This window comes from Pseudomonas sp. GM17, from assembly GCF_000282175.2.
GTDB lineage: Bacteria > Pseudomonadota > Gammaproteobacteria > Pseudomonadales > Pseudomonadaceae > Aquipseudomonas > Aquipseudomonas chlororaphis.
The window spans coordinates 595,038-607,388 of the sequence record NZ_CP124732.1; the positions used below are offsets into that span (position 1 = coordinate 595,038).

The following is a 12,351-nucleotide window of genomic DNA, read 5'->3' on the forward strand; positions in this document are numbered from 1 at the left end:
GGAACAAAAGACCCGCTAGACCGGGTCGGCGCGTGACCAAATGTTTCAAGCCAGTCGCAGGCCCACACTATTCCTGTCGATGAATTAACAAAAATCAATAATTATTGGGTCGCTCATAAGCAAAGACTTATAGTTGATCCGACAGCCTTCGGCGCGAGACCTTAGATAATGCGTAAGTCCTTGATGCGTATGACATTACGCCAATTGCAGATTTTCAATGAGGTCTGCGACCTGCGCTCCTACAGCCGGGCGGCCGACGAAATGTCCCTGACCCAGCCCGCCGTCAGCCTGCAGATTCGCCAGCTGGAGGAGCTGATCGGCCAGCCCCTGTTCGATTACGTCGGCAAGAAGCTCTATATGACCGAGGCCGCCGAGGCGCTGCAACGGGCCAGCCGCGACATCTTCGGGCGCCTGGAAAACCTCGACATGCAACTGTCGGACATGCAGGGCTCCTTGCAGGGCCAGCTGAAACTGGCGGTGGAATCCAGCGCCAAGTACTTCGTGCCGCACCTGTTCGCCGCCTTCAAGCGCCAGCACCCGGAGGTCAACCTGCAACTGACGGTGGTCAATCGGGGCCAGGTGATCCGCCGCCTCTCGGACAACCGCGACGACCTGGTGATCATGTCCATGGTCCCGCAGGACATGGGCCTGGAATTCCTGCCGTTTCTCAATAACCCGATCGTCGCCGTGGCGCCGCCCGACCATCCGCTGTGCCACCTCGGGCCGCTGCGCCTGCAGGACCTGGAACCCTACAACCTGCTGGTGCGCGAACAGGGTTCGGGCACGCGCCTGGCCTGCGAGGAGTATTTCAAGGAAAAGCGCGTGCACTTCACCCAGACCCTGGAAGTGTCGTCGGCCGAGGCGCAGCGCGAGTGTGTGCTGGCGGGTCTGGGCGTGGCGCTGTTGACGCGCCACGCCCTGAACCTTGAGTTGGCGACCGGGGGACTCATCGAGTTGCCGGTCGAAGAGCTGCCGTTGTATCGCAGCTGGTGCCTGGTGCAGGCCAAGGCTAAACGCCTGTCACCGGTAGCGCATGCGTTCCTGGGGTTTATCCGCAGCGAACGGGTGCAGATCAGCGGGCTTGTTGAACGTTTTGACGGGAAGCTGCCGAGGCTGCCTGCCAGTAATTGACGGCGTCCAGCTCGGGGTAGTCGTTGATTTCCTGCTGCAGACGGCGCAGCTCACAGCGATGTTCGATCGCGCGGCGAAATTCCATGCGGCGCTGGTCTTCCTGTTGACGACGGGTCTTGACTGCGCTGCTGCTCTCTTCGTAAGGCCGGGCCATTTCGAGTCTCCCAATGCGAGTACGGGAGCTTCACGATGACGCCTGCCAATGACGATTTGGCTGCGGGTCGGTTACAGGATGATGAAAGTTGCCCCCACCGCCTGTAGGAGCGAGGCTTGCCCGCGAAGGCCCCGCCGCTGGGCTTCTGGCCCACCGCGTCATCATTCTTCGCGGGCAAGCCTCGCTCCTACGGAAGACCGGGCTAGTCGTCCAGGGCTTTTACCGACTTGGGCGACAGGCGCAGGCTGCGAAGGCTGCGCTTGACGCTCTTGAGGTGGTTGACCAGGCTCGGGCCGCGGGCCATGGCCACGCCCATCGCCAGGACGTCGATCACCACCAGGTGGGCGATACGCGAGGTCAGCGGGGTGTAGATCTCAGTGTCTTCGTGCACGTCGATCGCCAGGTTGACGGTCGACAGCTCGGCCAGCGGTGTCTGGCTCGGGCACAGGGTGATCAGCGAGGCACCGCTTTCACGCACCAGGTTGGCGGTGATCAGCAGGTCCTTGGAACGCCCGGACTGGGAAATGCAGATCGCCACGTCGGTGGGCTTGAGGGTCACCGCCGACATCGCCTGCATATGCGGGTCGGAATAGGCCGCCGCGGTCAGCAGCAGGCGGAAGAATTTGTGCTGGGCGTCCGCCGCCACCGCACCCGAGGCGCCGAAGCCGTAGAACTCCACGCGCTGGGCCTGGGACATGAGGGTCACAGCCCGTTGCAACTCCACCGGATCGAGCTTCTCGCGAACCTCCATCAGGGTGTGCAGGGTGGTGTCGAAGATTTTCAGGCTGTAGTCGGCGACCGAGTCGTCTTCATGAATCGCGAACTGGCCGAAGCTCGCCCCGGCGGCCAGGCTCTGGGCCAGCTTGAGTTTCAGGTCCTGGAACCCCGAGCAACCGATGGCGCGGCAGAAGCGCACGATGGTCGGCTCGCTGATACCCACGCTGTGGGCCAGGTCGGCCATGGAACTGTGCATCACAGCCGCAGGGTCGAGCAGCACATGATCGGCGACCTTGAGCTCCGACTTGCGCAAGAGATGGCGTGATTGGGCAATGTGCTGCAACAGATTCAAAGGGCTGGACTCATTGTTATGGGGCAGACGCCCAAGGATGTAGCAATTTTGTAGTTATACTACATGAATTCGCTTTTTGCCTGCTCAATGCGTAACTGAATCACCTTTGCGCCCCACTGTTTTAGCCTCGCCTGCTCTTTGTAGCTGCTGGAGCCGGGCAGCCGGTATTCGTAAAAACTTCAGATATTCCTGGCCTTTTGCGGCCGCTGCGCAGCCGATCGTAGCCTGCGGCAGCGGCTACAGGGTCTCGGCCCGCAACAGCGCCGCAAGCCCCTCGGCTTCCACCGGCCGACTGATCAGGTAGCCCTGCACCTCATCGCATTTCTGCTCCTTGAGAAATGCCAGCTGCTCCGGATGCTCCACCCCTTCGGCCACCACCTTCAGCGACAGCCCGTGGGCCATGGCGATGATCGCCCGGGTGATCGCCGCGTCGGCGCCGCCTTCGCTCAGGCCGCGGATGAACGCCTGGTCGATCTTCACGTAGTCCACCGGAATCCGCTTGAGGTAGCTCAACGAGGAATAACCGGTGCCGAAGTCGTCGATGGCCAGTTTCACCCCCAGGTCACGCAGTTGCTGGAAGGTGGAAACGATGTGTTCGACGCTGTCGAGCAGATGGCTTTCGGTCAGCTCCAGCTCGAGGAAGTGCGGCGCCAGCCCGGTCTCTTCCAGCACGCTGCGCACCTGGCTGACCAGCTTGCCCTGGCGCAGTTGATGCACCGACAGGTTCACCGAGACCCGAATCGCCGGCAGCCCCTGGCGCTGCCACTCGCAGGCTTGCCAGCAGGCCTGGCGCAAGACGAATTCGCCGATCGGGCCGATCAGCCCGATCTCTTCCGCCAGGCCGATAAAGTCCCCCGGCGGCACCCGACCCAGATCGGGATGGTCCCAGCGCACCAAGGCTTCGGCGGCGTTCAAGCGCCCAGTGGCGAGGCACAGTTTCGGCTGGTAGAACACCTTCAGCTGATGCTCCTCGACCGCCTTGCGCAGCTGGTTCTCCAGTTGCAGGCGCTCCAGGGTGCTGGCTTGCAGGCTGGCGGTGTAGAACTGGAAGTTGTTGCCGCCCAGGTGCTTGGCGTGTTGCATGGCGATGTTCGCCTGGCTGATCAGCGCCGGAATTTCCCGCGCGCTGTCGGGCAACATGCTGATGCCCATGGAAGCGCTGACCACCAGCTCGTGGCCTTCCACGGTGATCGGCAGGCGCAGCTTCGCCGACAAGCGGGTGGCCACCCGGGTCAGGCTCGACAGGCTGCCATAGGCATCGAACAGCACCGCGAACTCATCGCCGGACAAGCGGGCAATGGTGTCGGCTTCCGGCAGCGCGTTGACCAGTCGCCGCGCCATTTTCTGCAACAGCTGGTCGGCGATGTCGTGGCCCAGGCTGTCGTTGAGCAGCTTGAAACGGTCCAGGTTGATATGCACCAGGGCCAGGCTGCGGCCGCCCTGGCGCATCCGTTGATGGGCTTCGCGCAAGCGTTCGCGAAACAGCGAACGGTTGGCCAGGCCGGTGAGTTCGTCGTAATGGGTCAGGTAGCGCATGCGCTCCTCGGATTCGCGCCGCGCCGACAGATCGGCGAAGAAGCCCACAATATGACTGACCTTTCCCCGCGTATCTCGCACCACGTTCAATTGCAGCCACTGCGGGTACAGCTCGCCGTTCTTGCGCGCCTCCACCAGTTCGCCCTGCCAGCTGCCATGCTGTTCGAGGGCTTGATGAATCACCGGAAAGTGCCGCCGTGCGTCGCGGCTGCACGGCAGGTCGACCACATTGCGCCCGAGCATGTCCTCGATCTGGTAACCGGTAACCCGGCTGAACGCCTGATTGACTGCCAGCAGCACGTAATCGGGGTCGAGGATCACGATGCCCTCGCTGGCCGCCTCGAACACCATCGCCGCCAGGCGGCGCTGCTCTTCCTGTTGCTTGCTGGCGCTGATATCGCGCCGGGTGCCGACCATGCGCAGCACCCGCCCGCCTGGGCCGCGCTCCACGGCGCGCCCACGGTCCTCGATCCAGACCCAGTGGCCATCGGCATGCCGCACGCGATATTCCACCAGGTAATCCTCGGTGCGCCCCTTCAGGTGCTCCACCAGCGCGCGCTTGAGCAGCGGCAGGTCTTCGGGATGCAGCAGCGGCTTGAGGTGGCTGAGCATCGCCCGCACGAACTCCGGCTCCAGGCCGAACAGCTCCTTGATATGGCTGTGATGGACCTCGTCGGTCTGCAGGTTCCAGTCCCACAGCCCCAGCTGGCTGGCCTTGAGAGCCAGGGCCAGGCGCGCTTCGCTCTTGCTCAGGGCCTGGTTGGCCGCATCCAGCTCGAGGCTGCGCTGGGCCACCCGGCTTTCCAGGCCGACCTGGGCTTCGCGCAGTTCTTCTTCGGCGCGGCGGCGCTGCTCGACTTCCCGCAGCAGCTCGCTGTTGAGCTGCTCGCTGCGGCTCTGCGCCTGTTGCAGGTGTTCGATCAGGGCCTGGTTCTGGAAACGCCTCAGCAAGCCCATCTGGATCAGGCGGTTGACCTGCCAGGCCACCACACTCAGCGACACCAGCAGGATCAAGCCCAGCCAGCCCCAGCCTCGCTGCTGCTCGTCGCCGCCCCAGAACAGGTAGCCGATCGCCGGCAACAGGCAGGGCAAGGTAAAGGACAGGAAGGCCGGCAGGCTGACCGCGTAGGCCACGCTGGCCGAGAGGATCGCCGCGCCGATCAGGCCGAAGACCCAGGCCTGCTGCAGGAAATTGTCGGTGGGCATCAGGGCAATGCCGGCGCAGGCCAGGGTCAGGCCGCTGACGGCGGAGCCGAGCAGGAACATGCGGCGCCAGACCGGCTGCGCCTGGCGGCTGGGAATCGCCGAGTCGAACGCCGCCACCTGGATCACCCGCAGGGCGACCAGGGCCAGCAACCAGACCATCCACACGCTGACCAGCCAATAACGCTCGGGGCTCCACAGCAGCCAGGCGCAGACCAGGCCGTTGAGCAGCATGAACAGGGTGGGCAACAGGGAGCCCTGATAAAGCAGGCGCGTGCGCTCTACCGCCATCTCCATGGCGTATTGCTTGCGAACAACCCGAGGCTCCACGGAGGGTCCGGACGGGCCAGTGCTGAGTGTCATAGGCAGTGTTCTTATAATGATTGAGCCCGAAACGTCGCCGGAGCATACACAAGCAACCGCCCGGACCAAACTGCCTGGAATCATAAAATCGGCAAATCCGCGCGAGCGCCGATCCCTGCGAAATTCCTCCAGCCAAGCCCGGCCAACGGCTGCAGCCCGTGACCGACCGGTCGTCCCCGGCGTTCTTTTATCGGCTAAACCAAAGCTTGGTTTGCCCGGTGTGCGCCAGCCCCCTAGAATGCCCCGATGCGCGATGATCTCTCCCTTCTGCTGAACTCCCTCAACGATGCCCAACGCCAGGCCGTAGCCGCCTCCTTGGGTCGTCAGTTGGTCCTGGCCGGTGCTGGCTCCGGTAAAACCCGAGTGCTGGTGCACCGTATCGCCTGGTTGATCCAGGTCGAGAACGCCTCACCCCACTCCATCCTGTCGGTGACCTTCACCAACAAGGCCGCTGCCGAGATGCGCCAGCGCATCGAGCAGTTGATGGGTATCAACCCGGCCGGCATGTGGGTCGGTACCTTCCACGGCCTGGCGCACCGCCTGCTGCGGGCGCACTGGCAAGAGGCCGGCCTGAGCCAGACCTTCCAGATCCTCGACAGCGACGACCAGCAACGCCTGGTCAAGCGGGTGATCCGCGACCTCGGCCTGGACGAGCAGCGCTGGCCGGCCCGGCAGGCCCAGTGGTTCATCAACGGGCAGAAGGACGAAGGCCTGCGTCCGCAACACATTCAGGCCAGCGGCGACCTGTTCCTGGCCACCATGCGCGGCATCTACGAAGCCTACGAGGCCGCCTGCCAGCGCGCCGGGGTCATCGACTTCTCCGAGCTGCTGCTGCGTGCCCTGGACCTGTGGCGCGACCATCCGGGCCTGCTGGCGCACTACCAGAAGCGTTTCCGCCACGTGCTGGTGGACGAATTCCAGGACACCAACGCCGTGCAGTACGCCTGGTTGCGCCTGCTGGCCAAGGGCGGCGACAGCCTGATGGTGGTGGGCGACGACGACCAGTCGATCTACGGCTGGCGCGGCGCGAAGATCGAGAACATTCACCAGTACTCCGAAGACTTCCCGGACACCGAAGTGATCCGCCTGGAGCAGAACTACCGCTCCACCGCCGGCATCCTCAAGGCCGCCAACGCCCTGATCGCCAATAACACCGGGCGCTTGGGCAAGGAGCTGTGGACCGACGGCGGCGAAGGCGAAGCGATCAACCTGTACGCCGCCTTCAACGAACACGATGAAGCGCGCTACGTGGTGGAAACCATCGAAAGCGCCCTGAAAACCGGCCTGGCCCGCAGCGATATCGCCATCCTCTATCGCTCCAACGCCCAGTCGCGGGTGCTGGAAGAAGCGCTGCTGCGCGAGCGCATTCCGTACCGCATCTACGGCGGCCAGCGCTTCTTCGAACGCGCCGAAATCAAGAACGCCATGGCCTACATGCGCCTGCTCGAAGGTCGCGGCAACGACGCGGCCCTGGAGCGGGTGATCAACGTGCCGACCCGCGGCATTGGCGAAAAGACCGTCGAAGCGATTCGCGAACACGCGCGCCACAGCCATGTGTCGATGTGGGAAGCGATGCGCCAACTGGTGGCCAATAAAGGCGTGACCGGGCGCGCCGCCGGTGCCCTGGGCGCCTTCATGGAGCTGATCGAGCACCTGGCGGCGAAAACCGCCGAGATGCCGTTGCACCTGATGACCCAGACCGTTATCGAGCAGTCCGGCCTGATCGCCTACCACGAAGCGGAAAAAGGCGAGAAAGGCCAGGCTCGGGTAGAAAACCTCGAGGAACTGGTCAGCGCCGCGCGCAACTTCGAGCACACCGAAGAAGACCAGGAACTGACGCCGCTGGCGGCCTTCCTCGGCCACGCTTCGCTGGAAGCCGGCGACACCCAGGCCGACGAGCACGAAGACAGCATCCAGCTGATGACCCTGCACAGCGCCAAGGGCCTGGAATTCCCTTACGTGTTCCTGGTGGGCATGGAAGAAGGCCTGTTCCCGCACAAGATGAGCCTGGAAGAGCCCGGCCGCCTTGAAGAGGAACGTCGCCTGGCCTACGTCGGCATCACCCGGGCGATGCAGAACCTGGTGATGACCTACGCCGAAACCCGACGCCTGTACGGGAGCGAGACCTACAACAAGGTGTCGCGTTTCGTACGGGAGGTGCCGAAGGGGCTGATCCAGGAAGTGCGCCTGTCCAACAGCGTCAGCCGTCCGTTCGGCGGTGGCCAGTCGCAGAGCACCAGCAGCCTGTTCGGCGGCAGCGAGATCCCGGACACCGGCCTCAGCCTCGGCCAGGCGGTACGCCACTCGGTATTCGGCGACGGTGTGATCCTCAACTTCGAAGGCGCCGGCGCCCAGGCCCGGGTCCAGGTGAACTTCAGCGAAGGCAGCAAGTGGCTGATGCTCGGCTACGCCAAGCTCGAAGCCATCTGACGCCTTGACCTCCTTCGCCATGCCGGGGCGATGCTTCTGAACCAGAAGCATGCCCCGCGGCATGGGGCAAAATCGGGCTGACCGGCCACTGAGCCGTTGCATCCGCCCAACGGACAAACCTGTACAGGGCCCACTTGCCTCGACCCAAGCTGAACCGTGGCTGTCAGGCAAAAGCCCGAAACACTCTGCCGCTAGCCAGTGACACTTCACCTGTGCAACATGGCGCGCGTGCCATCCACAAATGGGAATTCCCTTTATGAAACGTTTTCTTAGCATCGCCATGGCGTTGTGCATCGGCCTGACGATGAGCCTCGACGCCAACGCCAAGCGCTTCGGTGGCGGCAAAAGCGCTGGCGCCGCGCCGACCCACCAGACCAGCCAGATGGCTCCGTCCTCTTCCGGCATGGGTTCCACTGCCGCGACCGCCGGCGCTGCCGGTGCCGCGGGCGCTGCCACCAAGGCCAGCGGCGCTTCGCGCTGGCTCGGCCCATTGGCCGGTATCGCCGCAGGCGGCTTGCTGGCCTCCATGTTCATGGGCGACGGCTTCCAGGGCATGCAGATCTTCGACATCCTGATCATGGCGGTCATCGCCTTCCTGGTCTTCCGCTTTATCGCCGCCCGTCGTCGCAAGCAGCAGGAGCAGTACGCTCCAGCCGGCCACGCACCGATGCAGCGTGAAGCCTTCGAGCCAAAACCTGCCTCCGGTTCGATCTTCGGTGGTTCGGCTGCACCTGCCGCCGCGGCCCGTCCGGTAATCAACGCGCCAGCCTGGTTCAACGAAGAGCGTTTCGTCGAAGCCGCGCGCAACCACTTCCAGTCCCTGCAGCAACACTGGGACGCCAACGAAATGGACAAGATCGCCGAGTTCGTGACCCCGCAGATGCTGCAATTCCTGAAGCAGGAACGTGCCGATCTGGGCGACGGCTTCCAGTCGACCTACATCGACAACCTCAATGTGCAACTGGAAGGCGTCGACGACCGCGCCGACAAGACCATCGCAACCCTGACCTTCACCGGCGTGTCGAAGACCTCGCGTTTCGACCAGGGCGAAGTGTTCAGCGAAAGCTGGAACATGGAGCGCGCCCAGGGCGAAAATCAGCCTTGGCTGGTTGCAGGTATCCGCCAGAACGGCTGATTCTCTCCAGTGTCACATCGGTAATCGCAAAACCCCGGCTCAGGTCGGGGTTTTGCATTTCACGATTGCACTTATAGCGAGCTACTGTATAAACCGCCGTCTATTAAACCGCGCCATAGAGCTAAGAGGACCCAGGCCGTGGAAGAAGTCATCGAGCAACTCCGTGAAGCAAACGAACCGGTACCCGTTCCCCTGGAACTGCCGGATGAAGACCTGCTGGTGGAAATCGAAGAACAGCTGTTCATCAATATCCCGTTCGTCTTCAAAGAGTTCCTGTTGACCGTGAGCGATGTCGTCTACGGCAGCCTGGAGCCGGTCACCGTGACCGACCCGCAGTCCCACACCTACCTGCCGGAAGTGGCCGCCACCGCCTGGGACATGGGCGTGCCGCGCGAGCTGATCCCGATCTGCCAGGACGGTGATGACTACTACTGCGTCGAGGAAGACGGCACCGTGGTGCTGTGGTCCGGCGAAGAAGAGCTGATCACCGAAGAATCCTGGGAATCGGTGTGGCACTGGGCGCGAGACGTCTGGCTGGAAAGCTGATCGGCCTTGCGCGGTTTCGCCCCGCGGGCGCGGGCGCATGGATCGACTGCCACCCGTTGCATGACGTTCACAAGCGGTCGCGCCACCCGGTCGATCGCCGCATTGACACTACTCGCCAGCAGCCTGCTGGCGGGTTGTCAGTCGCCCATGGCTCAGTTGCAAAACCTGAGCACGCAGTACGCCCATCAGGTCGAAGTCCTGCCCACTTCACCCTTCCCGCTCGCCAGCAGCCTACCCCTGCATTTGTCCAAACAACCCCGCCTGCGCGTCTACCTTGAAGGCGACGGCCATGCCTGGGCGACAGCCCGCCAACCCAGCCTCGACCCCAGTCCGCAGCACCTGCTGATGGTGCAACTGGCGCTGAGCGATCCCCGTCCCAGCGTCTATCTGGCCCGCCCCTGCCAATTCGTCAGCGCGGCCGACTGCACGGCGGCCATCTGGACCGACCAGCGCTTTTCCCCAGCGGTACTGCGCAGCCTCGACCAGGCCCTCGACCGCCTCAAGCTGCGTTATGGCAATCAGGATTTCGAGCTGATCGGCTATTCAGGTGGCGCGGCACTGGCCCTGTTGCTGGCCGCGCGGCGAGACGATATTGCCCAGGTGCAAACCCTGGCCGGCAACCTGAGCCCTCGGCTATGGGTCAGTGCGCTGGGGCTGAGCCCGTTGCACGGCTCCCTCGAGCCGCTGGACCAGGCTCCCAAGCTGGCCCTGGTAGCGCAACGGCATCTGCTCGGCCAGGCCGACCGCAGCGTGCCTGCCAGCCTCTACCCCGCCTACCGACAGGCGCTGGGGACGAAAGCCTTCTGCGTACAATCCGTCAGCCTGCCCGGGGTCACCCACGACCAGGGCTGGGTCGAAGCCTGGCGACACTGGCGCGACCAACCGCTGAGTTGTGCATCACCGGGCAATTAGTGCCCATTGTCTTCCTTGTGGTTATCCAGGGTATCCAGCAAGGCCACCTGCATGCGGGTGTGCACGCGGATGAACCAGCGCCACAGCAGCGCGGCCACCGCCGCCGTCACCACCGCAATCAGCACCAGCAGCTCGGTGGTCGGCAAGATGCTCGAAGACAGCGCCGCCAGCAGCAGGAAGATCACCAGCAGCGACAGCACCGGAATCACCTCGGCGATCACCCGGCGCACGCGCTGGGTGTGACGCCCGGCCATTTCCGGCTTCACCCCCATCTCCGCCAGCAGCATCGACAGGGCCTTGAGCTTGCGATAGGCGGCGATCAGGAACGGCAGCGACAGCAGCAGCGCCCCGCCCCAGATCAATGCCTTCTGCCAGCTCGGATCACTGATCCAGTCCTGCAGGTATTCGCCAATGCGCGCGGCGAAATAACCGCCGGAGAAGAAGATCGCCACCACCAGCGCCAGATTGACCCCGACCTGCAACAGGATCCGCCGGATCATCGACGCCAGCAGCGCCCCCTCGCCATGGAGCTGGATACTGCGCAACCATTCGCCGTACATGCCCAGCACCCGGCTCAGGCGGGTCGGCATCACGGCGGCGAGCTTCAGCGACAGCGGGTCGGCGGCGCGGATCAGGTAAGGCGTGAGCAAGGTGGTAATGGCCGATACGGCGACCGCCACCGGGTAGAGAAAGTCGCTGGTGACCTGCAGGGTCATGCCCAGCGCCGCGATGATGAAGGAGAACTCGCCGATCTGTGACAGGCCCATGCCGACCCGCAGCGAGGTGCGGCCATCGTTGCCGGCGATAAAGGCGCCCAGGCCGCAGGACAACATCTTGCCCAGCACCACCGCGACGGTGATCACCGCGATCGGCCAGGCGTATTGCAAGAGGATCTGCGGGTCGATCATCAGGCCGATGGCGACGAAGAAGATGGCGCTGAACATGTCGCGTACCGGCTCGATCAGCCGCTCGATCTTCAGCAATTGCCGCGACTCGGCCATGATCGCGCCAATCAGGAAGGCGCCGAGCACCATGCTGTACTCCAGCTTGACCACCAGCAGGCAGAAGCCGAAGCACAGCCCCAGCACGGTAATCAGCAGCATCTCGTTGCTTTCGAACCTGGCCACGTAGGCCAGCAGCCGCGGGACCAGCAGGATGCCGATGACCAGGGCGACGATCATGAACAGCGAGAGCTTGCCGACGGTGGAGAACACTTCCCCGGAACTGACGGTGCCGCTGACCGCGATGCTCGAGAGCAAGGCGATGATACCGATGCCGAGGATGTCTTCGACGATCAGCACACCGAAGATCAGCTGGGCGAAGCGCTGGTTCTTCATCTTCAGGTCGTTGAGCGCCTTGACGATGATGGTGGTCGAGGAAATCGCCAGGATCGCGCCGAGGAACAGCGAGTCCATGGTGTTCCAGCCGAACCAGCGGCCGATCTCGTAGCCGATCCAGATCATCAGCACGATTTCCATGAACGCCGCGATAAAGGCCGTGGCGCCGACCTTGAACAGCTTGCGCAGGCTGAACTCCAGGCCCAGGCAGAACATCAGGAAAATCACCCCCAGCTCGGCCAGGGTCTTGATCGTGTCTTCGTCGTGGATCAGGCCGAACGGCGGGGTGTGCGGGCCGATGATGAAGCCGGCGACGATATAGCCGAGGACCACCGGCTGCTTGAGCCGGTGGAAGAGAATGGTCACCACGCCTGCGACCAGCATGATCACTGCCAGGTCCTGAATAAAGCTGATGGCATGCATGGCGTGGGGCTCCTTGGGGTCGTGTTCTTGCGGGCGGCGCGGAGGCGTTGCGCAGCCTGCCGGCCAGCGGGAAAAGCCCTTGGGACGGGCTTTTGAAGGTTAACATCGCGAC

9 protein-coding genes are annotated in these 12,351 nt (G+C 63.7%); 5 read left to right on the plus strand and 4 right to left on the minus strand.

The features are described from left to right. The first annotated feature begins 168 nt into the window (after positions 1–168). A complete protein-coding gene (locus PMI20_RS02745; RefSeq protein WP_007927590.1) occupies positions 169–1,131 on the plus strand; it encodes a LysR family transcriptional regulator in 963 nt (320 codons plus the stop codon). Here PMI20_RS02745 and PMI20_RS02750 read toward each other — a convergent pair. From PMI20_RS02750 to PMI20_RS02760, 3 genes are all read right to left on the minus strand, one after another. Next, positions 1,073–1,285 carry a PA3496 family putative envelope integrity protein gene (locus PMI20_RS02750; RefSeq protein ID WP_007927592.1) on the minus strand — a complete coding sequence of 71 codons (213 nt, stop codon included), beginning with the start codon at positions 1,283–1,285 and terminating at the stop codon, positions 1,073–1,075. The two genes, PMI20_RS02745 and PMI20_RS02750, sit on opposite strands and share 59 nt — an antisense overlap. Before the next feature lie 202 nt (positions 1,286–1,487). Then, positions 1,488–2,354 carry a transcriptional regulator HexR gene (hexR, locus tag PMI20_RS02755; RefSeq protein ID WP_007927594.1) on the minus strand — a complete coding sequence of 289 codons (867 nt, stop codon included), beginning with the start codon at positions 2,352–2,354 and terminating at the stop codon, positions 1,488–1,490. A gap of 237 nt (positions 2,355–2,591) precedes the next feature. After that, entirely contained in the window at positions 2,592–5,456 is a 2,865-nt protein-coding gene (locus PMI20_RS02760) for a putative bifunctional diguanylate cyclase/phosphodiesterase (RefSeq protein ID WP_007927595.1), read from the minus strand. Positions 5,457–5,702: 246 nt separating this feature from the next. On the opposite strand from PMI20_RS02760, the gene uvrD reads away from it, so the two are divergent. The 4 genes from uvrD (at position 5,703) to PMI20_RS02780 (ending at position 10,479) form a co-directional block, all read left to right on the plus strand. Beyond that, positions 5,703–7,886 carry a DNA helicase II gene (uvrD, locus tag PMI20_RS02765; RefSeq protein ID WP_007927596.1) on the plus strand — a complete coding sequence of 728 codons (2,184 nt, stop codon included), beginning with the start codon at positions 5,703–5,705 and terminating at the stop codon, positions 7,884–7,886. Between the two features lie 256 nt (positions 7,887–8,142). Then, positions 8,143–9,021, plus strand: a complete 879-nt coding sequence (locus PMI20_RS02770; protein ID WP_007927597.1) for a Tim44 domain-containing protein — start codon at positions 8,143–8,145, stop codon at positions 9,019–9,021. Between the two features lie 138 nt (positions 9,022–9,159). Beyond that, complete coding sequence (locus PMI20_RS02775) at positions 9,160–9,567, plus strand: SMI1/KNR4 family protein (protein ID WP_007927598.1); 408 nt, start codon at positions 9,160–9,162, stop codon at positions 9,565–9,567. A 147-nt stretch (positions 9,568–9,714) separates the two neighbouring features. Further along, a complete protein-coding gene (locus PMI20_RS02780; protein WP_007927599.1) occupies positions 9,715–10,479 on the plus strand; it encodes a hypothetical protein in 765 nt (254 codons plus the stop codon). Here the strand turns inward: PMI20_RS02780 and PMI20_RS02785 are convergent. Next, positions 10,476–12,239, minus strand: coding sequence for a cation:proton antiporter (locus PMI20_RS02785; RefSeq protein WP_007927600.1), 1,764 nt, complete (start codon positions 12,237–12,239; stop codon positions 10,476–10,478). The two genes, PMI20_RS02780 and PMI20_RS02785, sit on opposite strands and share 4 nt — an antisense overlap. Between the last annotated feature and the right edge of the window lie 112 nt (positions 12,240–12,351).

Excerpts from the sequence above, each read along its gene's own strand:
- PMI20_RS02745 (WP_007927590.1), top strand. The coding sequence starts at position 169 with ATGCGTAAGTCCTTGATGCGTATGACATTACGCCAATTGCAGATTTTC.
- PMI20_RS02750 (WP_007927592.1), bottom strand. The coding sequence starts at position 1,285 with ATGGCCCGGCCTTACGAAGAGAGCAGCAGCGCAGTCAAGACCCGTCGT.
- PMI20_RS02760 (WP_007927595.1), bottom strand. The coding sequence starts at position 5,456 with ATGACACTCAGCACTGGCCCGTCCGGACCCTCCGTGGAGCCTCGGGTT.
- uvrD (WP_007927596.1), top strand. The coding sequence starts at position 5,703 with ATGCGCGATGATCTCTCCCTTCTGCTGAACTCCCTCAACGATGCCCAA.
- PMI20_RS02770 (WP_007927597.1), top strand. The coding sequence starts at position 8,143 with ATGAAACGTTTTCTTAGCATCGCCATGGCGTTGTGCATCGGCCTGACG.
- PMI20_RS02780 (WP_007927599.1), top strand. The coding sequence starts at position 9,715 with ATGGCTCAGTTGCAAAACCTGAGCACGCAGTACGCCCATCAGGTCGAA.
- PMI20_RS02785 (WP_007927600.1), bottom strand. The coding sequence starts at position 12,239 with ATGCATGCCATCAGCTTTATTCAGGACCTGGCAGTGATCATGCTGGTC.